Genomic DNA, 26414 nt, shown 5'->3' on the forward strand with positions numbered 1-26414 from the left:
AAAAGCCCGAAAATACTAAAAAAGGTTCATTTCGGGCTTTTGAATATTTAAAATGTTGCTAATCTATTTTACTAAAAACCAACAGCTTTTGTGTACCGTTTGATAAGGTAAGTTGATTATTTTCAATTTTTGCGGCATTAACCTGATTAATTGCTTGTAAATAAGCACGCTCAGCGGCATCGGTTTCCTGACAAAACATTTTGGTGCTAAATAAATTTTTAAGCATAATTTTATTATCAACTACCTCTGCCTTACCGCCATAGTTATTGCAAAAAGATTTGCCAGTTACTTTTAAACTATCTCCGAAGTTCAAAGTTGCCTTTGTGGTGGTTGGTAAAGTTAAACCTGGTAGTTCAGTGAGTTCCCATTTGGTTTGAGTCAATTTATTTTGGTCAAATTTTTCCAAACAAGCACTGAATAAGCATACGACCAGGCAACAAATAAGTAAATTTTTCATGGATTTTTATTTTTAAAATTGATATCAAAAACTAAACCAAGATCATGATTACGAAAGTGATATGGTTTGGTTTAAGAAAGCTGGATTCTAATTTGAAGCATACGAATTTGTGAAACAACACTGCGCAAAGATTACAGTTGATGTCGTTGCTTTAGGGTTGCCCAACAAATGGCTGAAAATGATAAGCCTGCTAATCCGAATAGCTGTAAAGAATTTGTGGATGTTCCAGTGAATATCTAAAATTCACTGCATGATAATTTCAAACTATAGAGAGATTAATTAATTTTGAGCTGATAAGGGTTGGTTTGAACATTTTTTAATTATACCCTTCAAAGCGCTCATCATAAATAAAAGACAGTGATTGACATTAAATACATTTTAAAAGAAGAGGATTTTTTACAGGCCAATTTGTATTTCTTCAAAAAGGAAGGGAAACTAAAGCAAATCATCATCAGAACTTGGCTAGCCTATTTGTTTATTATTTCCATTATCATTGGATTTCTCGTTTGGAAAGAAGAAATGCTGATGGCTTTAGTGCTTGTTTGTATTTTGGCAATCATTACATTTTTTCATTCGGGTAGAATGAGAAGACATTATTTTCACTATTATAAAAAGAAAGTAAAGGTGTATGAGAGCAGATTCTTTAAGGAAGTAAAGTTGAAAGTTACGGATACTCACTTACATAATGAAAGCGTCGCTGGGCAATCTAATGTGTTTTTAGCTCAAATTAGTTCCATTGATGAAACTCAAAATTATTTCTTTATTAAATTAAAATTTGAAGGGATAATCATTCCAAAAAGCGAACTAAATAACGTTAGCGAATTGAGGAATGATTTAATTGAGCTTGCCAAAAAAGTGAATGTACAATATCAGGAAGATCTAAATTGGAAATGGTAAGCATTTGATTCGCTTAAGGAAGATTTTTTAGATGGGAGGTTCAAATTACCTTCCACTTATTTAAAAAACCTCAGTTGCAAAAAAATCAAGAGGCCTGATCCGATCACTACCATTATTATAAGCATGGTCAGTTGAACTTTTAATCTTGCATAATCTTTCATGTTATACGCAACCCGAGCGTCATTTGTTTTCCTTGCCAGCAGGATAAAAATGAACGGGATTAAAAGCAGCATAACAGATAAAGGTGTTTTAAACTAATATAGTCAGAATTAACGAATCTATCTTCGAGATAACGAATAAAAGTTTTAAGGGATTTTTAAAAACTTCAAGGTTTTTCCGCTTTCAACCAGTGATGCGCTCTCCCATGGTAATCAAAAATATTGATTTTTTGCAAGCCTAATTTTTCCAAAACTTTTATTGAAGCTATATTTTCTGTATGGGCAATACCAATAATTTCGTTTAGTTTTAAGATATCAAAACCGTATTTCATCGATGCTTGAGCAGATTCAGTAGCATAGCCTTTACCCCAAAATTTCTTGATGAAACGATAACCGAGATCATAATAATTGAAATGGTTATTATAGGTTTCTTTAATTAATTTTAAACCACTCCAGCCTACAAATTGATTGGAATCTTTTTCAATTACTGCCCAACGGCCAATGCCGTTTTCAATATATTGCTGCTGAATGTAGGCGAGATCGGCAAAACTTTGTTCGAGGGTCAACACTGGTTTGTTGCCTAAAAACTGATGTACGGCAGGGTCGCTGTCTAAGTCAAACATTCCTTGTGCATCAGTTTCTTGCAATTCGCGAAGAATTAGCCTTTCTGTTTCTATCGTAACACTCATTTTTCTAAATTTAGTTAGTTTTCAATAGAATGCAATCATGTATTTTTTTTGTTAATCAGAAATTTAATTCATTGGCTTTTAATTTAAAAGCAACAAAAGATGATAAATTAGCCAAAAAATTAAAGCTATTCCTTTTTATGAAAAACACACTATTTGCTCTTTTTCTGTCGGTTATTTTATTTGGCTGTACGGGTGGAGGGCTCGAAAAAACCCTAACATCAAAAGCATTTGCTGATCAAGATGATTTTAATGAATTTCCCAAATTTAAGGATAAGATTTTGTCTGTTGAAGATGTTTACGACAAGAATCCGGATAGCTCTGGTGGTTTTACGGTTAAATTAAAAGATACTGCGTTATTCATCCAAGATGGATCAAAACCTCTGGCCAAAAAATATCAGGACGCCCGATTTATCAATTCACAAAAAACTGCAGTTTTGGTACAAATAGCAGATGGTGCCGGAAAAATATCGCCGTTCTATATCATTACACTTAAAGATGGCATGCCAATGGCGGTAGCATTATCAATGCCTTCAAAAGGCGCCAAGGATAAAGATTTTGCCAAAGGTTTGGAAGAAATCACCCGGACAACGGTAGTGGTAAATAACGATTTTGTGGTGGCTACTGTGCGTGGAAAGGTTTATCCTATTAAAAGACAAAATCCATCAGAACTGATTCAGGGTAACTTCATTTTATATTCTGCTGATAAATCGACACTTGTTTTCGCAGTTGATAAAGGCTTATACCAGGTAAATTATTTAACGGGCGAAACCATGACCTTACCAGTTCCTGCAAAGGTGTTAAACTCTGAAACTATGGTGAGAGAGATTCAACAAAATTATAGCTGGGAGAAAAACAGTCGCGGCACTTCGTTTTTGAAAGCAAACCCCGATGATGACCGCATTGTAGACATCAGAGAATTTAAACACTAAGTTTTTAATGGTTTCATCTGATGAAATAGACAACTAGTAATTTTTTATCAGATGATTCATTAAACAACCATCGTTCTAAAAGTTAAATTGATTCGGGGTTTAGTTACTTTCTTACTCGGAGGTAAGCGATGTAACCAAAAGGTTTGGGTTTCGTCCTTCATCACCATTAAACTGCCGTGTTCCAAAAAAGTAGTGATGGTTTCTTTGGTCTGCTTATGCTTAAATAAAAATCTTCTTTCGGCACCAAAACTCATAGAGGCGATGGCGGTATTTTTTTCCCAAAGTTTTTTCATCATCGCTGTGGTAGGCCATTCCTTCATCGCCATTATGGTACAAGTTTAACAGGCACGAATTAAATTTGGTGCCTGTTTTTTGTTCTGCAATGGCTTTAAGCTTCAATAATGTATTAGTCCATGGAAGCGCACGTTTAGTGGCATTTGAATAGGTGTAAGCGTAACCCTCATCGCCATACCAAGCTACCTTTCGTTTGGTAATAATATGTTTGCCCATAATAAAGGCTTCGTCATTTTTCCACTCGATGGTATGCATTAACTCGTTAAAATATTCGTTGGTAATTTCAGGCGTAAATAACTTGCCCAAATAAGTTACCGTACCACTATGAGGTAGTAAATTTTGATCGGGATCGCTCTTAGTATTAAATAAATCCATTAAGTGCCACTCAGTTTATTTTTTAGATTTTAACTTTGCTTTTGCCAAATTCTGGATAACGCTAAACTTGGTTATTCTGCTAATTAAATCCAAAGGTAAGGGTTTATCCAGAGGAAATTGAACTGATCCCTTTGCGCTTTTGTAGATTGAAATCTCATCTTTATAAGCTTCAATCCCGCCGTTTCCAGGATAAAAGCCGATGTGAGTTTTATAACCTGCATAATGAACAAGATTTCCATACAGATCGAAGGTAGGAATGGCGTAGCTGATTTTTTCTTTCGCTTCTGGGGCGGCTTCCTTTATGGTTTCTCTAACTAGCTGTAATTTTTCCTGGGTTTCTGTCGGAAATTTAGCAATGTATTTGTCTATTTCTGGGTTAACGTTGCTCATTTTTTGCTCAATTAAATAGCGGAAATTACAATGAATCTTAAAGAAATAGATGGTGTAAAAATGGCAAATTTTATTGGTGGTTGCGACAAATTATAAGTGACTTAAACCCTTAACAAGCCACGAAATCCTCTGGCAGCATAGTATGATTCTGCTCCGTTATGGTAGGTAAAAACTTTGTTGTATCGCTTATCACAAAATAGGGCGCCACCAAGTTTTCTGATCTCTTCAGGCGTTTTAATCCAACTGGAGGTTTTTAAATCGAAATTGCCCAATTCTTGTAAGCGGCGATATTGATCCTCGGTTAATAATTCTATTCCCATTTCTCTAGCGATACCTAAAGCGTTGTTTTGTGGCTTGTTTTCTTTTCTCGATTCCCAGGCCTTTGAATCGTAACACAAACTTCTCCTTGCTTTCGGGCTTTCAGCAGCACAATCAACATAAAGGAACTCGCCAGTTTCTTCGTCATAACCAATCACATCTGGCTCACCGCTAGTAACTTCCATTTCATCAATCGACCAAAGTTTTTCAGGTTGTGCATCAAGCTTCGATCTAACATCTTCCCATGCTAAACCTTCATGTCTATTCATGTTCTTTTCGAAGCGTTGTTTTAAAATATTAAAAAGTTCGTCACGCTGTTCTTCGGATAGCTTTTTAGTCGTGGTGCTCATTTTATTTGGTCGCAATAGTGATTAGATTGCAAATAAAATTAGTCAAATTATCTTTAGTGCAAAAGGGAAAATTGTGATGGTGAAGAAAAATGCAGAGAACTTATGAGAATGAAAAGTCCAATAGTTACACCTACCATTGGACTTAAAAACACTACTGAATGATTTTTACCACGGGCTTATGCCTGTTTCATCTTCAATATCATTACTGTAAAACTGACCAGTTGGTGCGTCTTCATCGGTAAGGGTATGTTTAACGATAAAACTTGCTGCACTTTCTACTGTACCTGGCCCATTATGATGGTTAAAGTCGGTAGCAGTATAACCTGGATCAATTACATTTACTTTGAAAGGCAAGTCTTTCAACTCGTAAGCCAATACAATTGTGTATGCATTTAAAGCAGCTTTCGAGGTGCCGTATGCTGCAGTTTTTACGGGATAGTATTTCCAAGTTGGGTCGCTATGAAGGGTTAATGATCCAAGACCGGATGTAATATTGCTGATCCTCGGACTATCCGATTTTTTAAGGAGTGCTAAAAATGCTTGTGTAACCTGAATCACACCAAAAAAATTGGTATCGAAAACATCTTTGATTTCCGAAATTGAAGTTTCTGTGGCTGTTTGTGGGCTTACACCGAGAATGCCGGCATTATTGATCAAAATATCCAATTTGCCCTGTTCATTTTCGATAAGATCTTTAGCCGCAATAATAGAATCTGTATCTAAAACATCTATTTCGATGGCCTTAATGTTTTGAAAGCCCTTTTCAGCAAGTTTATTTGCTATTGCTTCTCCTTTTTGAAGGGAGCGACTTCCTAAATAAACAAATATTCCTTGTTGAGATAACTGTTTAACAGTTTCCAATCCTATGCTTCTATTTGCTCCTGTAATTAATGCTGATTTCATTTTTTTTTAAATTTGATGATGTAAAGCTGCAGGTTTTGGTGATGAAATCATTTGCCATTTGGCAAAAAGTAACTATCGTATATTTTTTCTTATTCTACTTAGTGATGATTGGGTTACGCCAAGGTAGGAAGCAATATAGGAAAGCGGTACGCGGTTAACTAAAGTTGGATAAATTTCCATGAATTTTAGATAACGGGTTGTACCGTCTTCTGATACCAATGGACTTCTTCTCTCTACTTTTAGCATCAGCGCTCTTGCAATAATTTTATGTACGATGGTATCCCAACCCACAATGGTTTGTAGAAGTTCTAACCAGTCTTTTCTTTCAAACACCATCATTTTACAATCGGTTACTGCCTGTACGTAAGCGCTGGAACAAATCTGATTATCAAAACTTTCCAAATCTACCACCAGATTGTTTTCTTCAATGAAGTATTTGGTTACTTCTTCGCCCTTATTGTTGTAATAGCAAACTCTTAAAATACCCTCTGTAATAAAACCTACCTGCCGCGAAATTTTGCCAGCTTCAGAGAAATAATCATCCTTTTTGATTTCGACCACCAACAATTTTGACGCAATGAAATCGATTTGTTGTTGGTTCAGGTTGCCAAATCTCAAGATAAAATCAAAAAGTTGTTTCATGTGTGCAAGATATATAAATCAAGGTTCACAAAAATTGCCATTTGACAAAAATGACTGCCAGATATTATTATCGTTTTGTGAAATGATGTTATGAAGGTAGAAAGGGCAAAAATTAGTTAATGAGCAATGTTCGAACTAATCTTCAATAGCTTCTATTCCCATTTCCGGCGACTATCTATCGTGTTTTTACTGCCTGTCACTACCGTTTGTCCATATCCATTACTAGCTGTCTGGATATACCCAGGTTCGTAAATGACAGCAATATAACTGCTTATGTTTTCATAAACAGAAACTGTTCCACCATCGCCATCAGGAAAAGACCGGGACGGAGCACCCCGTTTATTAATTAATTCTGAATATTTTACGCCCACCCAAGATTTTTTCCACTCTTCTTTTTTGTAATATTCTCTTTAAATATTAGCGTAATGGCTGTCGTTCTTATAGCGTTCTGCCAATGCTTCCTTCATATTTTTACTAATCTTCACCTCTTCTTTGTTTTGACCAGATACACTCAGGCAAAAGAATATTCAAGATGAAGTGCAAAACAGTTTCATCATAATTGTTATCATTTTTATTCAGTTTTTTACTTTTTTATTGATGATTATAAGTGATGGCTAACATGCAGACATTGGTATTGGCGATCATCCCTGGCCCGAAGCAGGAATACAAGCTGAGCTTTGTGTATTTGCTTGTTTGCAATTACCGCTAACGTTTTGGGGCTTTGCGTTCGGGCGGGAAATCGAAGCGCAAATCTTCAATTTTGCACAAAAGCTCATGCGAAGAACTGCTGTTGAACTTTGCAGTTTCGCCCCACTATTGCAAAACCCGTGTTGGCTGTTCGTTGTTTTTTAGAGGTTCATTAAATGTCATTTCAACAGCCAAAATATCGATTAGAAATTTCGACTTTTGTTTGATACCAATTTTCAGAAAGTTTTTTTACATATTCTGGATAGTTTGGGTAGCCAATTGGATTGTCTTTACAATTACAAGTTGGTGTTTTTTCATAAATGATAAATAATTCTTTATATTTTCCAATAACCGACCAGTCTCGTCTTGATGTTTTCATATGAAACATAATACAATTTTGGGCTTCTCCAATTTCAACGGATTCACAAAATTTACTGTCAATCAGTTCAGTTAATCTAAGTTTGTCAGCGATACTAACTTTTGAAAATAATTTATTGATGTCTTTGGCATTTTCAATGCGGTATCTTATACAGGCACCGTCTCCAACCGCATCTTTTGTAATGCTGTCATTGATAAATTCTTTATTTCTATCAATAATATCTACAAATTCTTTACATTTTGCAATCTCACTATTTTCAATTTTGTCTGATGAGAAGTCTGTCGTAATCCCAATAACAGACAAAAAAAACATTACTATTAGGGTTGCAATTGTCAGTCCTGAAAAAATAAATATTTTTTTTGTTGTCGTCATTTAGTTTGCTTTTTCATTTTGTCTTATTGTTTGGAAGGCGACGCTCTATAAGACTGCCAACGTCCCGGGGCTTTGCGATGGTAGGGCAATCGAAGCACAAATCTTCAATTTTGTACAAAAATTGAACAGAAGAACTGCCGTTGAACTTTGCAGTTTCGCCCCACTATTGCAAAACCCTTGTTAGCTACAGTTTTTTCTTGTACTTTACTTTTGCCTCTTTGTTTATGTATTTTAAAAACTTTTCATCAATAGCTCCAAATTTCAAGAAATTTGATTTTGCTTTTTCTAATGTCATATGATTTGGTCCATCTCCACCATTTGCCCAAAAACAAACTGGACAAATTTCCCAAAGTCCGTCTTCTGCATAACCAATAGAATAATTCTCACAACAAGGACATAATCCAGCAATTTCATCTTCCCCAATTACGTAATTTTTAGTATTGTAATTTATTATATCTATTTTAGTTTGGAGATATAAATTTGTTGCAAATTTCATCTTGAGTGTTAGATAGTCAACTAATAATATTTCAGCTTCTTTCGTAAGTATTGGATTTGGGGTATTATGTATTAATTCAATAAAATTGTCTGATATTTTAGGATAAGTACCTTCTTCAATTGACTCATTTATAGTATCTTTTTCATTAAACCACCAATAGTTCTCTTTAAGAATTTGAATCTTGCTTTCGTTTGGCAAGTTTTTCACTTCATTATTTGCAATTATATCTTTCGCTTCAGTTCTGTCTATGTGTTGTTTCATGAAATTGTAGCTAACATCTACCTTCACGCACCTTAAGCGTTTGTAAACGTTTATAGTCGGTTAAATTAATATTGTAAGCCATATTTGTTACATTGGGTTCTCATCAAAATTCACCATCCAATTAATCAGTAAACATCCCAAAATAAGCACCCCAAAAGGTATGGTTCATTGGCATGGTTATTTGGCCAGCCGCAGATAGTCCTTCAAAAAGTTTATCGGCTTCCGCTTTGCTATCTGCATTTATAGATATAGAATAATTGTTGCACTGTTTAAAGCTCGCAGCCCATTTGCCCTCGGTGTCGCTACCCATTAAACAAGTATCTTTACTTATTGGAAGCATAACATGCATCACTTTGTTGCCATCCGCTTCGTTCATAGCGGGTTGTCCTTCCTGTTGGGGCATCTCGTTAAATTTGCCAATGAATGCAAAATCGCCCCCGAAAACGGAACGGTAGAAATTGAACGCATCTTCACAATTGCCATCAAGAGCGAGGTAAACATTTACTGTTGCCATAATCTGAATATTTGATTATTAAATTAGGAGCTTAAGATAACCACAGCTTCTCTTCGCGTTTTACTAACAGAAGTTCCTCTTCGCTCAGAAATAAAAAGCCATACTCATAACAAAAATGATAAGTATTGCCAGTTTGGGTTTGATAAGTATGGGTGTGGTATTCGAAGTTAAAACCAGCCGATGCCAGTTTCTTTTTCATGGTTTTCACTTTGCCATTTGGATTGAGTGCGGCTAAAATGGTTCGATTTCTTTTTAAAATCAGGTTAATTTTTTTAATTACAATCGTATCATCACTTTTGGTGTGATTATTATAATTATTTCTGCAAGCATCGTCGCAAAATTTTTTATCGGCCCTACCTACAAGAGGTTTGCCACAATCTAAACAGGAGCGGTCCATAATAATTTGTTAAGTTTATTACGGGATGATGTTTTAAAAATACTAATTAATTACATTTTACCTAAATAAATAATCTACTTCGGTCGATGTCTATTGACATTTATCCGTTTTAAGCGTTTATAACCGACTATAATTATTTAAAAACCGAATAATTTTTGAGCACCTTCTCACCTTTGTTCTGTCGGTAGTCGTGGTGACTATTGTTCGTTAAACATCAATACTTAAATTTTATTATCATGGAAATTGCAATTAACAAAGTAGTATTAAGCGGATTTGCAGGAGCAGATGCAGACTTCAAAAATTTATCAGGAAATCAAAAACTAGCAAAAGTTAACTTAGCTGTTAATGAGTACTTCAAAAATTCCTCAGGTGAGGAAGTGAAGAAAACGCAATGGTTCAATCTTACCTTCTGGAATGCAAAAGCAGAATTGGCTTTAGCTCAAATTAAAAAAGGAACGAAGATTACAGTTGAAGGTAGATTGCAAACGGGAACTTATGAAGCAAAAGATGGTTCAAAAAGATTTACCACCGATATAGTGGTAAGTGAGTTAGTAGTACAAGAAATAGAAATAGCCAATTAGCATAAAAAAAACTGAAATGCTGAGCTTAGCAAATCGGCGTTTCAGTTTTAATTTGCAACTAGAGTTTTAAAGCAGTGCCGATATAAAAATTTATCCCAGCAGCCGGGTTGTAAAATCGGTTACCTACTGCGTTTAAATCATTTCCTAAACTATATTTTTGGTTAAACAAGTTGTTAATTCCCACAAAAAGATCGGAATCCAGTTTTCCAATCTTTAATTTATTGATGCCGGTTTTTACTTCTACGAGGTTGTATTTCTCTGCAAAAGCAGCATTGCTATCGTTAAGCGGTATGGCGGATGTGTAGTTATGTTGAGCAAAAAGATAAATTCCATTTTTGAACTCCATCAGCAAACTGTTCACCAATACATTCGCAGGCACTCCGGTCAATCTGTTGCCAGAGAAATTTAAGTCTCCATTCTGAAAATCCCTAAATCTGAAACGGTTGTATGTATAATTGCTTCTGATTTGAATGCTGCTAACCCGAGAAATATCGCTTTTCCATACCCAAAGTGATGTTTCCAATTCAACGCCTTGTTGTTTGGTTCCTCCAGCGTTAATAAAGTATTCCGTATCATTTGCGTTTAACCTTCTTACGATGGCATCCTGTAATTCGAAATGAAAAATATTTGCATTGGCATAAAAGCGATTGTTTTTGCTGTTAAATCGTAAACCTGCCTCGTAATTCCAGCCTAGCTCGGCTTGGAGGTTATTATTTATATTGTTACCTGATGCCCGAACTTCGGCAATAGTAGGTGGCGAATAACCTTTGCTAACGGATGCTCTTAACGAAACTACCTTGCTTAATAAATAGGAGGCTGCAATTTTTGGCATTACCTGGTTACGGAATTTGCGTTTTTGTACGTCAACAGGAATAGGGAAAACGCTTTCGTACTGATAATTGAAGAAATTAATACTTGTAGCCAACTCAAATAAAAGTTTGCGCTTAATGTCAAAATTAATTCTGGCAAAGGCAAAATCCTGGTTCGCTTTTAACCGGTCGAATACTTGCAAATTTGAAGGCTCGCCTGCGCTATTGTCAAAATTTTTAATTTGTGTTTTAGTTCCTGCAGTTTCAGCTCCAAGCTGTGCATTCCATTTAAGATCTTTTTCTGATTCTGCATATTCGACGAAAGTTCTCAATCCTAATGTACTTTCATAACGTTTTTCATAGTTGGTTATAAATGGGTTTTTGAAATCGGTATAAGAGGTGAAAAGGGAAATGACATGTTTAAATTTTGGTGCAATTTGATAGTTATTGGTAAGGCCAGCTAGCGTTGATTTATTAAATATACCTGCTTTTTGGGCAATCGCTCCGGGTAATGTGGCTGTTGCTGGTCTCGCCGATCTGGGGTTTTGCTCCAGCTGCTGAAACGTAAGTCCGCCAGGAGTATTGTAACTTAAGTCGCTGTAAAATGCAAAAAGTTTTAAGCTTCCCTTATTGTAATCTAATTGATGTGCCGTTTGAAAGTACTTCCGGCTCATGTCGCTATTTTCTCTATATCCATCGCTCCGTTGATAACCCTGGAAAATACTGAAACTGTATTTTTTAAATTGATGCTGAATCTTCGCAGTTTGATGAAATAGTCCATAAGACCCGGCAGTAACTGTTGCTCTAACCTTACTTGTATTTTCATCAGTTGAAGAAATTAATACTGCCCCACCTGTATTGGCACCAAAAATATTGGCTTCAGGCCCTTTGTAAATTTCTACTGATTGCAAAGCCAAAGGATCAATTGAGTTTAAATAAGTATTTCCTCCTGCATCTGTGAGTGGAATTTCGTCTAGATAAATTTTGATGTTCCTGATCCCAAAAGGTGAACGTAATAAACTTCCGCGTAGCGATAAACGGTAACTGCCAGGCGATCTTTCTTCCATCCGTACACCGGTAACGGAATTGAGTGCACTTACCAACGAAGATTGCTGCTGGTTTTTCAGTTGGTTGCTGTCAATTATATTTACGGCTGAAACCGATCTTAACAAGGGCTGCTTATTGTAGTAGCCTTTTACAACAACTTCTTCAAGTTTTTTAGCGGTATCAATTGGAATATTTTGTGCACCAACTTTTAAGCTAAAAACTACTAAAATTAAAAATAGAAACGATTTCAATACGTGATGATTTGGATAAAAAGCAATTCGCAGATCAAGCCCTAATGTAGAACTTTAATCTGCGAATTGAAGATCAATATTTAAATTACTTGGCTGCAACCTTCCAAACTACACCGCTCACATCATCAGCAACTAAAATTGCACCATCTGGTGTTTGGGTTACGCCAACTGGTCTGCCATAAACTTCTGCTTTATCTACATCAGCGATAAAACCTGTTAAAAAATCTTCTGGTTTCCCTGCAGGTTTTCCATCCTTAAACGGAACAAAAATTACCTTGTAGCCTGCTAAAGCCGAACGGTTCCACGAACCATGCTGACCAACAAATGCACCTCCCTGGTATTTCGAAGGGAATTTATCGCCCTTATAAAATGCCAAGCCAAGTGAAGCCGTATGTGAACCAACTGCCACATCTGGCACAATTGTTTTCTTTACCAATTCTGGCTTTTGCCCTTTCAACCGTGGGTCTTCATTTTGACCGAAGTAGGCATAAGGCCATCCGTAAAAACCACCTGGTTTTACGCTGGTAATATAATCAGGAACCAAATCGTCGCCCAAACCATCACGCTCGTTAACCGCAGTCCATAACATGTTGGTGCCAAGCGCCCAATCTACGCCAACAGGATTGCGTAAACCACTTGCGTAGATTTTTTCCCCTGTACCATCAGGATTTATTTCTAAAATATTTGCTCTTTTTACTTCATTTTCCATCCCGTTTTCGCCAACATTACTACCAGAACCTACAGTAATATAGATTTTACTTTTATCTGCATTGGTAATTAAATTTCTGGTCCAGTGGTTGTTATACCCACCAGCAGGAAGGCTCAAAATTTTCTTACCGGTGCCCGTAATTTTGGTGTCACCAGTTTTATATGGATATTGCCAAAGGCCATCGGTATTGGCTACATAGAATGAATTTCCGATGATGGTTACACCGTAAGGTTGATTGAGACCTGTTAAGAAGGTGGTTTTCAACTCTGCAACACCGTCTTTATCCGCATCGCGATATAATAGAACGGTATTGGCACTTTCGCCAGCAACTTCAGATTTTGCTTTGCCAGTAACCGCATTTGCCACTTTTTCTTTTGTGCTGCGTTCCGAGTTGCTCAAAACGATTAATACATCACCATTAGGAGCAATATAAGTGTTCCGCGGACTTTTAATATTTGATGCGAATTTGCTTACCACAAATCCTTCGGGTGCTGTTGGCATTTTATTCTCTGGCCAACCTATCACTTTGCTAAATTTATTTTTAGCCGCTGTTGTATCTGGAGCTGGTAAATTCACCTGTTGGTTTTCTGTGCTTACCGTAGTGGAGTCGCCCTGCTCTTCTGATGTTTTGTTAGATTGGCAGCCGAATAATAATGTGGCTGAAAATAAAGTAGTGTAGAGAATCTGTTTTTTCATAATCTGTATTTTTGAGAAAGGGGTGTGTTTCACGAAAAATATAACAGAAAATTAAAGCAGATGTTTTGGCGGTGCTGGTTTAGCGTATTGCCTCAATAAGCTATTTACCTATCGAGGCAACCGTACTGCATGTTTTATTGAAGATTTTAACTATTGCAAACTCTTAAAGCAAATATCACTATCCCTTTAAAATCTTTGCCTTTTCACCATCAAATTCTTCTTGCGATAAAATTCCAGCATCCAACAATTCCTTCAAATCAAGCAAGGCTTGCTTTTTACTTGCCATATCATTTTTGGCTGGTTCAGCAGTTTCTTGTACAGGTGTTTTAGTGGCTTGCGGAGAAAAGTTTGATGGTCCAAATTTTAATAATAATTCGGTAATCTCATTAAAGCCTTTAATGTTTGAATAATCGATCGCTTTTTGCTCCTTTACATTTACAATAGCAGGATCGGCAGCTTTTTCCAGAAGAAATTTTACAACATCTTTCTTGCCATTTGCAGACGCATAGTGCAAAGCAGTGTTGCCGCTTTCATCTTGAATATTTACATCGGCACCCTTCTCTAAAAGCAATTTCAACATATTTAAATGGCCACTTTTAGCGGCAACATGTAGCATACTTTCGCCACCATATTCATAAGAACTATTAAAAGAAAAACTCGCTGAGATTGAAATATTGTTAGCGGTTTCTACCCATTCGAGGTAAGAATACATCGAATCATCATTGTTGGTTAACGGCTTTGCATAATTTACATTTACACCATTGTTTAAAAACAACTCCACAATTTCCTTTTGATTATTGGCACAGGCGTACCAGATAGGAGAAAGGCCATTTTTTGAAGACACAAAAACATCAGCACCTTTATCGACCAAAATTTTAGTTAGCATTCTGTTCGAATCGTAACAGGCAATTAACAAAGCAGATTCGCCCTGGTGATTTACGTGATTGATGTTGCCACCATTCTCCAAAATCAATTCTACCATCGGCGTATTTTTGGATTTTACTGCAAAAAGTAAAGGTGAGTTTCCTTCTTTATCAGTGGTGTTAATATTTGCGCCATGGTTTAAAAGCATTTGTACCACCTCTTTATTTCTCCAACTGGCAGCGATAAGTAAGGCAGTTTGCGCTTCGTTATTTTCTTTATCAACCTCCAAACCTTTTTCTAATAATTTTTCCAAAACCTCTATTTGTCCGTTTTGAGCGCTAATGTGTAGCAGACTGTTTCCTTTATAATCGTTAATGTCGATTTTTGCGCCTTGATCTAAAAGATACAGCGCCGTTTGTTTCTGCTTTTGTAAGCAAGCGAAGTAAAACGGTGTTTCACCTGCGTGATCTGCATAATCCAAATCAGCTCCCTCATTGATCAAGATCTGCACTAAATCCAAATAGCCGCGGTGGGCTGCATAGTGCAGCGCAGTTCTGCCCTTTTCATCGGTATAACCAACTTCAACTTCTTTGTTTGCCAATAAAAGCTCGGCAATTTTTCGCTTACCGCTTTCGCAGGCAATTATAAATGACATCGACATAATTCTTTCTCTTAAGCTTGTTTCATTAAAAGTTCTACTGTTTTTATTTTGTAATTATCATTCGATGCAAGCATCATTGGCGTTTGATCTTGATCATTACTGATGCTTGCATCGGCACCATTTTCGAGCAAAAGTTTCACCTTACGATAAGTTTCTTTCGCTTTATCATGATCGTCATTTACGTTATAAGCACAAACTTTATGCAATAAAGTATTGCCTTTTTCATCTTGCGCATTGATATCAACAATGCCTGTGTCTAAAATCGCCTGAATAATTTCTACAGATTTTCCTGCAGCCATATCTAAAGCTGTTTTTTGCTCTCCATAACGATTACATGCTTTTTGTAAATCTGCACCATCATTGATCAACTGCTTAATGATAGCCTGGTTGGTTTCCAAACTATCAAAATTAATTTCTGTGATATAATTGAACAACGCTGTTTGGCCCACACCGTTTATCTCATTTAAATTTGGCGATGCATATTCGCTAAGTTTTAAGTAAGCATTAAGGTCGTGATTCCAGATGATGGCATAGTAAAACGCATTATTTCCATCATCATCAACATGGTTAGGGTCGGCGCCATTGGCTAATAGTACATCGATAAAAAATGGCTTTCGAAACCTTAGCGCAGAAATTAAGGCAGTTTCATTTTTGATGTTTGGCGCATCCACATCGAGGCCCATTTGTGCCAACGGGTTAATGTAGTGGTATATGCGTTGAATATATTCATCGCCACTGAGCCCATGTGGTGCATTTGCTTTCACCAATTGATGAATGATGTTTTCATCTTCATGATTCATGAAATTAATGTCGCAACCATGATTAACTAAGCTTTGGATACAGCTTAAAGTAGCACCACGAAGAAATGCGAAGCTTAGTAAAGTTTCACCTTTTATCTCATCGTTTATATTCGTAAAATGAGTGATGAACGTGTCAAAAAAAGCATTTATTTCATCATCAATATCCCTGTAATTGAACAAAACATCGAAGAAGCTATATTGGAAACTGTCGTATTCATAAATATCGGTTTCAATAATTTTTTGTTGTACAAACAATTCCAAGATTTCGAATTGCTTGTTTTGAATTAAAATTTCAATCAGCATTGCTTTCACCTGAATATTTAGATCAGTTGGCAATTTCTCACCGTTCGCAAGTGCTGTAATTGTGTTGGTAAAATCTCTGTTTCGTATCGATTCTTCTAACATTATTGAGCGTTTTTAATTAACAATTCTACTGTTTTTATTTTTAAATTATCATCAGATGCCAACATCAAGGCAGTTTTATCCTCGTCATTTGTGGCCGTTATATCGGCACCATTTTCAATCAATAGCTTTACTTTTCGATATATTTCTTTAGCTTTTTCAGGTTCATAATTAACGTTTTGCGCACAAACTTTATGCAGTAAACTGTTCCCTTGATTATCATTTCTATTCACATCCAATTTGCCAGTTTCTAAAACGCCTTCTAAAATTGCCGCAGGTTTTTCAGCAATTAAATCCAGTGGTGTGGTTTCAGTACTGTAATAAACGGAGGGCTGGTAAAGATCTGCCCCATCTTCCAATAATTTAATCAAAAATGTACATTCAGTATCCGAAGTGTACATCATTCTCACATACTCAAACAATAAGGTAACTTGATTTTTATTTACCATCTCAAAATTCGGTAGTGTAAATTCTCGCATGATATCGTACATTTTCATGCTTTGCAAGTGTGTTACTGCATAAAAGAAAGCCGAATTTCCTATTTTATCTAAATGGTTTGGATTGGCTCCATTTTCTAGTAGAAATGAGAGAAATTGTATTTTGTTAGATTCAACCGCATTTATTAAAGGGGTTTTTTCCACTATATTTTGTGCATCGACTTCTAAGCCTTCATTTATTAATAAATTGAGATAACTTATTTGGAGTTTATGCAATTGCTCTTCATTTAAATCAAATCTTTTTTGGTTGTTTTTTACCACCTGGTGGAGGTAACTTTCTTCTGCATTGGTTTTGAAATTTACGTCGCAACCAGCATCAATTAAAATTTGAATCAGCTCAAGAGGCACTAGCTTTTCAAAAAAATAACCCAATAACGTTTGTGCTGAAACTTCATCATTTAGATTGTCGAATTTTGAAATGAAATTCTTGAAAAACTCCAAACCTTTTTCGTCTGCTTTTAAATACCTGATTACTGTTTGGAAAATGCTTCCATCAAAATTTTCGAACTCATAGACATCCGTTTCGATAGTTTTATCCTTAACTAAATGTAAAATTATGTCGTATTGTTCACCGCGGAAAAGATTATCAAATATTTGCGATTTCTGATGGGGTTGTAGTGTTTTCGGAAGTTTTTCGCCAGCTAAAAGTTTAGCATAGGCATCTGTGAAATTTGCTGAATTAAAAAGTTGTTCTAAAGTCTGCTCACTCATATTAGTTATAATAGCCAAGTTTTTGTATACATGTTTTCTAAATAATAAACGTAAATGAGTTGGAGATGTTCATTATCAACCAACGAATATTCATCTAACACCAGTTATTTAGGGTAAATAATTAAAAAATAGGATGATTTTTTGGAGGGAAGTACTGAGGTAAATGTAGAAATTTTATTTTGACTCATCAATTCTGATGTTCTCGGTTTGAAATAAAAATTGTTTGTCTCCTTTTTTAATGTAATTTTCAAAAGGTAAACCATTGGTTTTTTCAGGTACCGCTACCATAACATATTTACCAGTCTCTTTATATTCAAAATATAAAATATCGAAGGATAATATGATTTTGTTTGCTAAAGGGCTATGTTTTCCATCATTACCGATAGAGAACGATTTTTTTCATCACTTTTGATATTGATGAAAAGAAGGTGCTCACCCTTTCCATCAGCCAACTCACAGTAAATTTTGTTGCCTCTTTGTCTCCGGTTTTGAATACTTATAAATCCTTAGATGGCTATTCTTTGTCCATCATAGTGGTGTTTGGCATAGGGCGTTTCGTAACACTTTTAGCATCTTTGTTAGGCAGCAATTTTCCTTTGTTCAGTTCTGCTTTGCGTGAAATTAAGGAGTAAAAGATAAAACAAGGAAGTTTTAAATCTCGTTTTCATCAATTTTAAATTAAGTTCATGGAGGTTTAACTTTTGTAATTACGCAACATTTTGCAGTAGACAAATTGAAAGTTAAAGAACTAAAATCATTAACTAGATCATTTTAGAAAAAATAGTTTCCACCTTCTTATCGATGCTATAAATAACATTACAATGTTCCTTAATTCATTCGATTATTTTATCTTTAGGCGATTTAAAAAAACTCGGTTTGCAATCTTAATCGAGATAATATTTAACTTATTAAAGCAAAATCAATTTAAACATGTCAAATACATCAAAAATTATCTACACCAAAACCGACGAGGCGCCAATGTTGGCTACTTATTCACTTTTACCTATTGTACAAGCTTTTACCGCATCAGCAGGTATTGATGTAGAAACCAGAGATATTTCTTTAGCAGGAAGAATTTTGGCGAACTTTCCGGAGTATTTAAACGACGATCAAAAAATTGGAGATGCATTAGCTGAACTTGGTGGATTGGCAACAACCCCGGAGGCGAACATCATCAAATTACCTAATATATCTGCATCTATCCCACAATTGGTTGATGCCATTACTGAATTGCAATCGCAGGGTTATGCATTACCGAACTATCCTGACAACGCACAAACTGAAGAACAAAAAGCCATCAAAGCGAAATATTCAAAAGTTTTAGGTTCTGCAGTTAATCCCGTTTTACGTGAAGGAAATTCTGATCGCAGGGCTCCGAAAGCAGTTAAGAATTATGCAAAACAAAATCCTCATTCAATGGGTAAATGGTCTGTAGATTCGAAAACTAAAGTAGTAAGTATGACTGAAGGTGATTTCTACGGATCGGAAAAATCGACCACAGTTGCAGAAGCTGCTCAGTTTAAAATTGAATTCGTGGACGAAAATGGTGCTGTAACTGAATTAAAAGGTTTATCTCCATTAAAAGCCGGGGAGGTGATCGACTCATCAGCTTTGAGTTTATCAGCCCTTAAAGCTTTTGTTGCCAAAGAAATTAGAGAGGCAAAAGCTGCGGGTGTGTTATTATCTGCACACTTAAAAGCTACAATGATGAAGGTTTCTGATCCGATTATTTTCGGTGCCATTGTCGAAGTTTATTTTGCTGATGTATTCACTAAATATGCTGATCTTTTTAAAGCATTGAATGTTGATACCCGCAATGGTTTGGGCGATATTTATGCGAAAATTGCAGGCAATCCGCAACAAGCGGAAGTTGAGGCTGCTTTAGCTGCGGCAATTGAAAATGGTCCGGCTTTGGCCATGGTAAATTCTGATAAAGGAATTACAAACTTACATGTGCCAAGTGATGTGATTGTTGATGCTTCTATGCCTGCAATGATTCGTACTTCGGGACAAATGTGGAATAAAGAGGGTAAACCGGAAGATACGATTGCACTAATTCCAGATCGCTCGTACGCTGGTGTTTATACTGCTACAATTGATGATTGTAAAGCAAACGGCGCTTTCGATGTAACCACAATGGGTTCGGTGCCAAATGTTGGTTTAATGGCTCAAAAGGCAGAGGAATATGGATCGCACGATAAAACTTTCCAGGCTACCGCTAATGGAACAATTCGCGTTACTGATGCTGATGGGAAAGTTTTCTTTGATCAAAAAGTTTCAACCGGAGATATTTTCCGGATGTGCCAAACCAAAGATGCACCCATTCAGGATTGGGTGAAATTAGCGGTTAACAGAGCTCGTTTATCTGAAACCCCTGCTGTTTTCTGGTTAGACGAAAACAGGGCGCATGATCGGGAAATCATTGGTAAAGTAAATAAATATTTAAAAGATCACGATACCGAAGGTTTGGATATTCGCATTCTTGCGCCAATTGAGGCTACCAAGTTTACTCTAGAACGTATTCGTAAAGGCGAAGATACTATCTCAGTTACTGGTAATGTTTTAAGGGATTATTTAACAGATCTATTCCCAATTCTGGAATTAGGAACTTCTGCGAAAATGTTATCTATCGTTCCTTTAATGAATGGTGGTGGTTTGTTTGAAACTGGTGCCGGTGGTTCTGCTCCGAAACATATCGAGCAGTTTATCCACGAGGGTTACCTTCGTTGGGATTCTTTAGGTGAGTTTCTAGCTTTACAAGCTTCATTAGAACATTTATCGCAAACACAAAATAATAGTAAAGCACAGGTTTTAGCTGATGCTCTGGATGAGGCAAATGCGAAGTTCTTAGCTACAGATAAATCGCCAGGTAGAAAATTGGGAACAATTGATAACCGTGGCTCTCACTTTTATTTGGCCTTGTATTGGGCAGAGGCATTAGCCGCACAAACGAAGGATGCCGAGTTGCAGGCAAGATTTGCACCTTTGGCAAAAGCATTAACTGAGAACGAAACGAAAATTACAGAAGAGTTAATCAGCTCTCAAGGTAAAGCGCAGGAAATTGGTGGCTATTACCATCCAAATGATGATTTGGCTAGTAAAGCAATGCGTCCAAGTGCGACATTAAATACTGCATTAGCATCGTTATAAAATAAGCTTTTAAGTATTAATCCCCAGCTGCATTATTTATCGGCTGGGGATTTTTTTTATGATTTTTTGCTGTGGAATTTATCGATTTCCCATTTAGTTGCATTTTTTGCAATGTAATTAGAAATGGTTTCGAAAGCCCTGTCATCGCGAATAATGTTGTCGTAAAAGCGGGTTTGCCATCTAAATTCAATACCCAATTTGTTGCAGTGTTTGGTTACAGCAGATTTATAGCCTCCAACGATAGACGATATGGAATTTTTGCCCTGGTTTTGAAAGCGTAATTGTCCGGGTGATTTTGGGATATCAGCGGTGTGATTTGGGTTATGCGGGGCCGATAGAGACAAGGCATGCGTTGTCTGTACCTCGGGGCCGGCATTATTTCCATCCAAAATCAAAATCCCATGAATATGATTAGGCATTACGATAAATTCGCCTAGTTCGATATTGATGTTATGATGTTTTATTTCATGCCATAAAATATCGGCAATTACGCCCGCATTTGTTAGTATCATTTCGCCATTCTTCACCTGGCCAAAAAAATGACGACGGTCCATTGTACAAATCGTAATAAAATAGGCGCCATCATTGGCATAATCCCAAGTCTGCAATCTTGCAGATGGAATTCTGTATTTATTCAGGTACTTTTCATTCATCGGAGCGTTAATTCATCCTATGAATATAAATAAAATCAGGCACTTTAATTTGAAAATGTGAGGACTTAAATAACAAAAAAGGGCAACCATAATGATTGCCCTGCTAAAATAATTTGGTTTCGCTAGTAAGCGCCTAGATAAAAGCTGCCAGATTGATTTTTCAATTTAGCCCCTTTCGTAACTGTTTTGGTTTTGTAATTGATCACATATAAATTTCCGTCAACACCGTTTGGCGTCATTGGAACATAAACATTATCGCCTGCAAGGCCAATATTTTGAAATTGACCGAATGTACCAGTTAATGCTGTTCCGCCATTTTGAGCAGCAGTTAAACCTGAATAACCACCATCAGTTTGTTTTTCTGTAGTTAGTCTAGTTGCAGTTTTAGCATTTAAATCGATCAACGCCAAGTATCCACCCTGAACGCCAGTTTCAGTGAATAATACAATGCCAACACCATCTTTAATATATCTCCATGCACTGATAGCAACATTATTGCCTGTACCTAAAGCAGTCTTTAAATTGAAATTATAAGTATTATCATATTCGTTAGTAGAAGCAATGATCCGCAAAATCTGAGCACCAGAAGTTGCTGTAGCCTGATAAACGTTTCCATCGGTACCCACATATTGCGTCATGGTGCGATAAGAGTGGTTGTTTACTTTACTGATATTAGGGTCTACAAAGATCAATTTTGGGTTGGTTAACGATGGATAATCAACAACTAAGGTTGCTGTACCTAATTCTCTTACCCCTGTAGACCAAGTTTGCGCCGTACCAGCAGTATTTACACCAGATTTCTTAGTTACATCTGTTCTAGACACATTACAGCCAATAAAAATTTTGGTTTTTGCAGCATTTAAAACTGGTACATCGATACGGCCAATTTGATAACCTGCTTTGGTTTGCTCAGCAGTAAAAGGTATGGTAAACTCTGTTTGACGGGTAATTTGCGGATCATTTAAGTTAAGCACCGCAATTTTAGCGGTACTTTTTACATCAACAAAATCAGCTCCTGCGCCGGTGGCCGGAGCGCCAGTAATTACAGATGATGCAAACACACCTATGCCGATGCCGTCGCCAGCCACTACCCAACGAGGAGACGAACCAAGAATTGGCTCAGTGTTTACCTCTTCACGAGTATCTACAAAATTCTTATCGCCTTCTACTTTATATTTATTGAAGATACCCCCATCCGTACCTGTGTACTGGATGTTATATAAAAAGTTTCCGTTTGGAGAACTTTGTACGCGGGCAGTACGCTGAGATCTTAAACCGTATCCATTCGCAAATACATTTACTTCGAAGTTAGGGTCAACAGCTTGCGCAAGCGTAATAGCAAAAGCTCTTGTGCCACCATTTCCAGCAGTACCTTCAGCATCTGGAAAAGCAGCAGTCAATGTTATAAATTTTCTATCCCAAATATCTGCTCCCGAAACACCATTTTCTGGTGAATCTCCATCTTTTTTACAACCTGCTAAGGCACTGATGGCCAATACTGATCCGAATAAGGCGGTTTTTAGTAAATTAGTTTTCATGTTATACTTATTTAAAGTTATTTATAGTGTAATTCAATTTGAAATAAAATGCCGTTCCTGGTCTCTGCACGCCAAAATTGTCGTATACTTCAGCATTTAGCAGGTTTTTACAATCTAAGCTCGCAACCAGTTTCCCCGTAGGGAAACGATAACTTGCTCCTAAATCATGAGTAAATTGATTCGGGGTAGTAAACCATTCTGATTCAATCCAAATGGTACTAAAAGCAGCTACATATCCGGCATTGTAGTAAACGTTCATTACAGATTTCTTTTGAAACAGGTTATCGAAGCGATATTGAATATTTCCGTTCACTGTAAAGAAAGGTTCATTCGGAACCTGTTTGTTGTATAAGCTGTTTGGATTTCCGCGTTCATCAAGCTCGACTTTGTATAGTGAATTGAATTTTGAGAAATTTACCATTGTATTTAATTTGTTATCATAGATGTAATTAAACTCGGCCTCAAATCCAATAGATTGTGTTTTTGATAAGTTAACAAACTGTGTGACCTGGATGTCTTCTACCTGATTTTCACGTCCTTCAATTACAGGATCTACACGGGTTTGTTGAATAATTTTATCGTAACCATTTCTCCAGAAAGCATTTCCATACAAAGAGAATTTATGCTGGTTTGAGGTGTTGAAGTTGTATCGTCCACCCAGATTGTAATTGATGGCCAATTCCGGCAAAATATTTGGGTTAGCCAGCAAATTGTTTTCTGGTTCACCATATATGTGTCTATCAGTAGGCATGATAAATGATTTCTCTGCGGATAGAATTAAGAATCCGTTGCGAATTGCTTCATAAGAAAGCGTACCGCCGAAGCCTTTATTATCTCTGGTAGTGCTGGTGTTTTGATAATTTAGTAGACCATTTAATTCGCTTATTGGTCTTTGCTGGTCAGTTTTGTAGATGGCATACTTTCCAAAAATGTTGGTTTTCAGTTTCCCACGAAGAAGTTCGGCCTCATAATTCATTGCGAAAATATTCGTAGTTAATCCATTAAGTGTAATCCACTTACTGCGTTCCGGAATCAGCAGATCCTGGTCGTTCCGGTCAGATTGCTCAAATTTATGATTCAACGAGACACGGTGGCCAGACACGATGGTGTAAGCTAAATTCGAACGTATGTTGGAAATTTTACGTTCGATATTACTCATTACCGCCACGCCTTGCTGCCCCATGCCTGGGCTATATCCATAGGTTTCTGGCGAACCTTCGGAATTCTTAACCAGCAGCGTTCCATCCCAGTTATATTTTAAACTTACCGTATCTTCCAGATAAGTGCTTCTTCTACTGTGAACAGCATTAACAGTAAGTGCTAAACCATCCAACAAAAAGTTATTCTTATTATAATTCAAGCTTAAAACATGCGCTTGATACTCGTTAAATCTGCCGAAGTAGGGCTTAGTCATCGTTATCCCATGTGGAATTTGTTTATATGAATCTGAAATGTTGTAGCCGATAAAAATTTGATCTGCCCATTTTACATTGGTGAAACCTGCTTCAAATCGGCCACCAATGGTTTCAAATTCATCATTAGGACGTTTGGTGCGATAGTTTCTAACAATTCTTCCGCCAGGCAAAGTATATTTTGAAAACTTTCCCCACATTTCATAATTATTGTCCGAATGACTATAAAATCCTGATGCTCTTGCTGTAAAGCCATTTTTCTGATTGCGGTATAATGCACTTACATCTGCTCTGTAGGTATTAAATGATCCATAAGAAACTGCCGCAGTTATGTTATTTGCTGAGGCATCTTTTTTCATGATCACGTTGATGGCGCCGCCGATGTAATTTCCACTTAAATGCGATGGAAGTACACCTTTGTAAACCTCAATGCGTTCAATCATCGATGGAGGAATGTTATTCAGATTAAAGGAAGAGCCATAGGTTGATATTTCAATTCCATCTAAAAACAAACCGATGGTACTGCCCGACATGCCATTCAAATTATATTCAATGGGCGATCCTTCGCCACCATTCTGACGAACTCTGACGCCAACTGCCCGGTCTAGAAGTTCATTTGTGGTGAGGTTTCGCAATGAAGCTTCTTTGGTTTCGATAATCGACATTGCAAAACCGCTTGTTTCCATTTTGCGTTTTTCGGTTTTGCCAGCTATACTCACCTCCTGCAAATCGCGAGTAACATTTTCCTTCACTTTGATATTGAATACAATGCTTGGTGAATCGATGTTTATATTTTGCGTTTTCTTTTCAGAAACTACTGAGCTGATTAACAGTGTGTAACTGCCATACTTAACGTCTTTAAATTCATACCTCCCTTTGTCATCAGTCATCGTGCTTCTATTAAGCTCTTTGATAATAACTGTTGCACCATCCATCGGCTGGCCGCTATTATGAGTGATTTCCCCAGAAAGAGTGGCTGTTTGAGCGATAGCAACTATAGAAAAGCAAAGAAAGAATAGGGATAGCAGCGATATTTTCATCGATTATGTAACTTTTTTAAATTCTTCTTTAGAATAGGTCTTAATAAGAATAACTTTGCGCAAAGATAAAATCTGAATATGACGCAATCAGAAGAAATTGTAACGCAAAAAGGAGAATCTCGACAAGCGGTGGAAAACGTATTCTTGTACAATCAGAATATGGAAGTGAGTTACAGCAGTTCGATTAATGATAGGAGTAAAATAGAAATCAGGTTGAACCATCCAGATGAGTTTGAAAAAGAAACCTATCAAATGATATTTGTGCTGAGGGGAAATGTAAAGGTTAACAAATATGGATCTAACCATGAGTTTGTCGAAATAGAAAGTCAACAACATAATCTCTGTCGGTTGCCTTTTAAATCTACGAGAATACTGGTTGATATTTCCGATGATATGCTGTTCATCAACCTAAGCAAGTCTTTTTTAAAACGATTTCTACCTTATGAACACCCTGCCTATGTGCTGCTGTTGAATGAAGATTTGGATAGTCAAATGGTATTATCAACCATCAATATGCCTATTACGCCAGAAATCAGTGCGATTTTGCAGAAGTTAGGCAATTCAGATCAATCCACATTTTCAGATCAATTACTGCTTGAATCCAAAGCGATCGAGCTTTTTGCTCTACAAATCTCACTGTTTGAACAGCTACAGAATAGCGAAGCACCAGCAAAGCTTAAAAAGATTGAGATGGAGCGGATGCACGAAGTGCGGGAAATTCTAATTCAACAATCTGGAGATCAGCTTTCGCTACGAGCTCTTGCTCACTTAGTAGGGACAAATGAGTTTAATTTGAAAAGAGATTTTAAAGCCTTGTTTGGAAAAACTGTCTTCGCCTATCTTAATCAGCATAAAATGGAAAAGGCCAAAAATATGTTGATTGAAGAAGATACTATAGTTTCAGAAATCTCTAAAAGAATGGGTTACAAACATGCCACTCATTTTACAAGTGCGTTTAAGAAATATTTTGGCTACTTACCGAATAAGATTAAAACCGGTAAATTATCACTATTAATTTTCTTTGAAGATTTTATTGCACTATTGGAAAACCTAAGTCTTTTAACGATTTAGATTTCAAATTATAA

General features: G+C 36.6%; 26 protein-coding genes. 5 read left to right on the forward strand and 21 right to left on the reverse strand.

Going from position 1 to position 26414, the window contains the following annotated elements:
• Window positions 1-58: 58 nt before the first annotated feature.
• Window positions 59-457 carry an META domain-containing protein gene (locus ASE92_RS19195; RefSeq protein WP_082455125.1) on the reverse strand — a complete coding sequence of 133 codons (399 nt, stop codon included), beginning with the start codon at window positions 455-457 and terminating at the stop codon, window positions 59-61.
• A 357-nt stretch (window positions 458-814) separates the two neighbouring features.
• Here ASE92_RS19195 and ASE92_RS19200 point away from each other — a divergent pair, with 357 nt between their 5' ends.
• Window positions 815-1354, forward strand: coding sequence for a hypothetical protein (locus tag ASE92_RS19200; RefSeq protein WP_056851737.1), 540 nt, complete (start codon window positions 815-817; stop codon window positions 1352-1354).
• Between the two features lie 325 nt (window positions 1355-1679).
• Here ASE92_RS19200 and ASE92_RS19205 read toward each other — a convergent pair whose 3' ends face one another.
• On the reverse strand, window positions 1680-2201 hold the full coding sequence (locus ASE92_RS19205; protein WP_056851738.1) for a GNAT family N-acetyltransferase: 522 nt from the start codon (window positions 2199-2201) through the stop codon (window positions 1680-1682).
• Between the two features lie 137 nt (window positions 2202-2338).
• On the opposite strand from ASE92_RS19205, the gene ASE92_RS19210 reads away from it, so the two are divergent.
• Complete coding sequence (locus ASE92_RS19210) at window positions 2339-3130, forward strand: hypothetical protein (protein ID WP_157255795.1); 792 nt, start codon at window positions 2339-2341, stop codon at window positions 3128-3130.
• A gap of 59 nt (window positions 3131-3189) precedes the next feature.
• Here the strand turns inward: ASE92_RS19210 and ASE92_RS21615 are convergent, their stop codons facing one another.
• The 11 genes from ASE92_RS21615 to ASE92_RS19260 all read right to left on the reverse strand — a co-directional run bounded on the left by ASE92_RS21615 (window position 3190) and on the right by ASE92_RS19260 (window position 9508).
• On the reverse strand, window positions 3190-3456 hold the full coding sequence (locus tag ASE92_RS21615) for an alpha-ketoglutarate-dependent dioxygenase AlkB (protein ID WP_369817437.1): 267 nt from the start codon (window positions 3454-3456) through the stop codon (window positions 3190-3192).
• On the reverse strand, window positions 3350-3799 hold the full coding sequence (locus ASE92_RS21620) for an alpha-ketoglutarate-dependent dioxygenase AlkB (RefSeq protein ID WP_255352359.1): 450 nt from the start codon (window positions 3797-3799) through the stop codon (window positions 3350-3352). Before ASE92_RS21620 ends, ASE92_RS21615 begins: the two co-directional genes overlap by 107 nt.
• A gap of 15 nt (window positions 3800-3814) precedes the next feature.
• Window positions 3815-4189 (reverse strand): iron chaperone, encoded by a 375-nt coding sequence (locus ASE92_RS19220; RefSeq protein WP_056851740.1) that lies wholly within the window; start codon window positions 4187-4189, stop codon window positions 3815-3817.
• A gap of 101 nt (window positions 4190-4290) precedes the next feature.
• Complete coding sequence (locus ASE92_RS19225) at window positions 4291-4857, reverse strand: DUF4256 domain-containing protein (protein WP_056851741.1); 567 nt, start codon at window positions 4855-4857, stop codon at window positions 4291-4293.
• A 165-nt stretch (window positions 4858-5022) separates the two neighbouring features.
• Window positions 5023-5760: an SDR family oxidoreductase gene (locus ASE92_RS19230; RefSeq protein WP_056851742.1), complete on the reverse strand. Its 738-nt coding sequence runs from the start codon at window positions 5758-5760 to the stop codon at window positions 5023-5025.
• 72 nt (window positions 5761-5832) lie between these two features.
• Window positions 5833-6402, reverse strand: a complete 570-nt coding sequence (locus tag ASE92_RS19235; protein ID WP_056851743.1) for a Crp/Fnr family transcriptional regulator — start codon at window positions 6400-6402, stop codon at window positions 5833-5835.
• A 152-nt stretch (window positions 6403-6554) separates the two neighbouring features.
• Window positions 6555-6773, reverse strand: coding sequence for a hypothetical protein (locus ASE92_RS19240; protein ID WP_056851744.1), 219 nt, complete (start codon window positions 6771-6773; stop codon window positions 6555-6557).
• Window positions 6774-7273: 500 nt separating this feature from the next.
• Window positions 7274-7840, reverse strand: a complete 567-nt coding sequence (locus tag ASE92_RS19245) for a hypothetical protein (protein ID WP_157255796.1) — start codon at window positions 7838-7840, stop codon at window positions 7274-7276.
• Window positions 7841-8024: 184 nt separating this feature from the next.
• On the reverse strand, window positions 8025-8597 hold the full coding sequence (locus ASE92_RS21405; protein WP_056851746.1) for a CPCC family cysteine-rich protein: 573 nt from the start codon (window positions 8595-8597) through the stop codon (window positions 8025-8027).
• Window positions 8598-8718: 121 nt separating this feature from the next.
• Complete coding sequence (locus tag ASE92_RS19255) at window positions 8719-9111, reverse strand: VOC family protein (RefSeq protein WP_369817438.1); 393 nt, start codon at window positions 9109-9111, stop codon at window positions 8719-8721.
• A 31-nt stretch (window positions 9112-9142) separates the two neighbouring features.
• Window positions 9143-9508 (reverse strand): hypothetical protein, encoded by a 366-nt coding sequence (locus ASE92_RS19260; RefSeq protein WP_056851747.1) that lies wholly within the window; start codon window positions 9506-9508, stop codon window positions 9143-9145.
• A 236-nt stretch (window positions 9509-9744) separates the two neighbouring features.
• Between ASE92_RS19260 and ASE92_RS19265 the strand changes: the two genes are divergently transcribed.
• Window positions 9745-10089: a single-stranded DNA-binding protein gene (locus ASE92_RS19265; protein WP_056851748.1), complete on the forward strand. Its 345-nt coding sequence runs from the start codon at window positions 9745-9747 to the stop codon at window positions 10087-10089.
• Between the two features lie 58 nt (window positions 10090-10147).
• On the opposite strand, the gene ASE92_RS19270 is transcribed toward ASE92_RS19265, so the two are convergent.
• The 5 genes from ASE92_RS19270 to ASE92_RS19290 all read right to left on the reverse strand — a co-directional run bounded on the left by ASE92_RS19270 (window position 10148) and on the right by ASE92_RS19290 (window position 17536).
• Window positions 10148-12196 (reverse strand): TonB-dependent receptor, encoded by a 2049-nt coding sequence (locus tag ASE92_RS19270; RefSeq protein WP_056851749.1) that lies wholly within the window; start codon window positions 12194-12196, stop codon window positions 10148-10150.
• Window positions 12197-12281: 85 nt separating this feature from the next.
• A complete protein-coding gene (locus ASE92_RS19275) occupies window positions 12282-13601 on the reverse strand; it encodes a sorbosone dehydrogenase family protein (protein WP_056851750.1) in 1320 nt (439 codons plus the stop codon).
• A 178-nt stretch (window positions 13602-13779) separates the two neighbouring features.
• Window positions 13780-15120, reverse strand: a complete 1341-nt coding sequence (locus ASE92_RS19280; protein WP_235527400.1) for an ankyrin repeat domain-containing protein — start codon at window positions 15118-15120, stop codon at window positions 13780-13782.
• A gap of 17 nt (window positions 15121-15137) precedes the next feature.
• Window positions 15138-16331 (reverse strand): ankyrin repeat domain-containing protein, encoded by a 1194-nt coding sequence (locus tag ASE92_RS19285; protein WP_056851752.1) that lies wholly within the window; start codon window positions 16329-16331, stop codon window positions 15138-15140.
• On the reverse strand, window positions 16331-17536 hold the full coding sequence (locus ASE92_RS19290; protein ID WP_056851753.1) for an ankyrin repeat domain-containing protein: 1206 nt from the start codon (window positions 17534-17536) through the stop codon (window positions 16331-16333). Before ASE92_RS19290 ends, ASE92_RS19285 begins: the two co-directional genes overlap by 1 nt.
• Window positions 17537-18466: 930 nt before the next feature.
• Between ASE92_RS19290 and ASE92_RS19295 the strand changes: the two genes are divergently transcribed.
• A complete protein-coding gene (locus ASE92_RS19295) occupies window positions 18467-20686 on the forward strand; it encodes an NADP-dependent isocitrate dehydrogenase (RefSeq protein WP_056851754.1) in 2220 nt (739 codons plus the stop codon).
• A 56-nt stretch (window positions 20687-20742) separates the two neighbouring features.
• Here the strand turns inward: ASE92_RS19295 and ASE92_RS19300 are convergent, their stop codons facing one another.
• The 3 genes from ASE92_RS19300 to ASE92_RS19310 all read right to left on the reverse strand — a co-directional run bounded on the left by ASE92_RS19300 (window position 20743) and on the right by ASE92_RS19310 (window position 25329).
• Window positions 20743-21339, reverse strand: a complete 597-nt coding sequence (locus ASE92_RS19300) for a transposase (RefSeq protein WP_056851755.1) — start codon at window positions 21337-21339, stop codon at window positions 20743-20745.
• Window positions 21340-21461: 122 nt separating this feature from the next.
• Entirely contained in the window at window positions 21462-22877 is a 1416-nt protein-coding gene (locus ASE92_RS19305) for a hypothetical protein (protein ID WP_056851756.1), read from the reverse strand.
• 7 nt (window positions 22878-22884) lie between these two features.
• Window positions 22885-25329 carry a TonB-dependent receptor gene (locus ASE92_RS19310; protein ID WP_056851757.1) on the reverse strand — a complete coding sequence of 815 codons (2445 nt, stop codon included), beginning with the start codon at window positions 25327-25329 and terminating at the stop codon, window positions 22885-22887.
• A 78-nt stretch (window positions 25330-25407) separates the two neighbouring features.
• Here ASE92_RS19310 and ASE92_RS19315 point away from each other — a divergent pair, with 78 nt between their 5' ends.
• Complete coding sequence (locus tag ASE92_RS19315) at window positions 25408-26400, forward strand: AraC family transcriptional regulator (protein WP_056851758.1); 993 nt, start codon at window positions 25408-25410, stop codon at window positions 26398-26400.
• Window positions 26401-26414: the final 14 nt, after the last annotated feature.

The sequence above is a fragment of the Pedobacter sp. Leaf41 genome (genome assembly GCF_001422545.1).
In the GTDB taxonomy this organism is placed as follows: domain Bacteria; phylum Bacteroidota; class Bacteroidia; order Sphingobacteriales; family Sphingobacteriaceae; genus Pedobacter.

Bases quoted from the DNA above. Each gene is read 5' to 3' on its own strand.
- ASE92_RS21620 (WP_255352359.1), bottom strand. From the start codon at position 3,799: ATGGATTTATTTAATACTAAGAGCGATCCCGATCAAAATTTACTACCT.
- ASE92_RS19280 (WP_235527400.1), bottom strand. From the start codon at position 15,120: ATGTCATTTATAATTGCCTGCGAAAGCGGTAAGCGAAAAATTGCCGAG.
- ASE92_RS19255 (WP_369817438.1), bottom strand. From the start codon at position 9,111: ATGGCAACAGTAAATGTTTACCTCGCTCTTGATGGCAATTGTGAAGAT.
- ASE92_RS19260 (WP_056851747.1), bottom strand. From the start codon at position 9,508: ATGGACCGCTCCTGTTTAGATTGTGGCAAACCTCTTGTAGGTAGGGCC.
- ASE92_RS19245 (WP_157255796.1), bottom strand. From the start codon at position 7,840: ATGACGACAACAAAAAAAATATTTATTTTTTCAGGACTGACAATTGCA.
- ASE92_RS19310 (WP_056851757.1), bottom strand. From the start codon at position 25,329: ATGAAAATATCGCTGCTATCCCTATTCTTTCTTTGCTTTTCTATAGTT.
- ASE92_RS19235 (WP_056851743.1), bottom strand. From the start codon at position 6,402: ATGAAACAACTTTTTGATTTTATCTTGAGATTTGGCAACCTGAACCAA.
- ASE92_RS19290 (WP_056851753.1), bottom strand. From the start codon at position 17,536: ATGAGTGAGCAGACTTTAGAACAACTTTTTAATTCAGCAAATTTCACA.
- ASE92_RS21405 (WP_056851746.1), bottom strand. From the start codon at position 8,597: ATGAAACAACACATAGACAGAACTGAAGCGAAAGATATAATTGCAAAT.
- ASE92_RS19205 (WP_056851738.1), bottom strand. From the start codon at position 2,201: ATGAGTGTTACGATAGAAACAGAAAGGCTAATTCTTCGCGAATTGCAA.
- ASE92_RS21615 (WP_369817437.1), bottom strand. From the start codon at position 3,456: ATGGCGATGAAGGAATGGCCTACCACAGCGATGATGAAAAAACTTTGG.
- ASE92_RS19315 (WP_056851758.1), top strand. From the start codon at position 25,408: ATGACGCAATCAGAAGAAATTGTAACGCAAAAAGGAGAATCTCGACAA.
- ASE92_RS19225 (WP_056851741.1), bottom strand. From the start codon at position 4,857: ATGAGCACCACGACTAAAAAGCTATCCGAAGAACAGCGTGACGAACTT.
- ASE92_RS19220 (WP_056851740.1), bottom strand. From the start codon at position 4,189: ATGAGCAACGTTAACCCAGAAATAGACAAATACATTGCTAAATTTCCG.
- ASE92_RS19305 (WP_056851756.1), bottom strand. From the start codon at position 22,877: ATGAAAACTAATTTACTAAAAACCGCCTTATTCGGATCAGTATTGGCC.
- ASE92_RS19275 (WP_056851750.1), bottom strand. From the start codon at position 13,601: ATGAAAAAACAGATTCTCTACACTACTTTATTTTCAGCCACATTATTA.
- ASE92_RS19295 (WP_056851754.1), top strand. From the start codon at position 18,467: ATGTCAAATACATCAAAAATTATCTACACCAAAACCGACGAGGCGCCA.
- ASE92_RS19210 (WP_157255795.1), top strand. From the start codon at position 2,339: ATGAAAAACACACTATTTGCTCTTTTTCTGTCGGTTATTTTATTTGGC.
- ASE92_RS19230 (WP_056851742.1), bottom strand. From the start codon at position 5,760: ATGAAATCAGCATTAATTACAGGAGCAAATAGAAGCATAGGATTGGAA.
- ASE92_RS19195 (WP_082455125.1), bottom strand. From the start codon at position 457: ATGAAAAATTTACTTATTTGTTGCCTGGTCGTATGCTTATTCAGTGCT.
- ASE92_RS19265 (WP_056851748.1), top strand. From the start codon at position 9,745: ATGGAAATTGCAATTAACAAAGTAGTATTAAGCGGATTTGCAGGAGCA.
- ASE92_RS19300 (WP_056851755.1), bottom strand. From the start codon at position 21,339: ATGAATGAAAAGTACCTGAATAAATACAGAATTCCATCTGCAAGATTG.
- ASE92_RS19285 (WP_056851752.1), bottom strand. From the start codon at position 16,331: ATGTTAGAAGAATCGATACGAAACAGAGATTTTACCAACACAATTACA.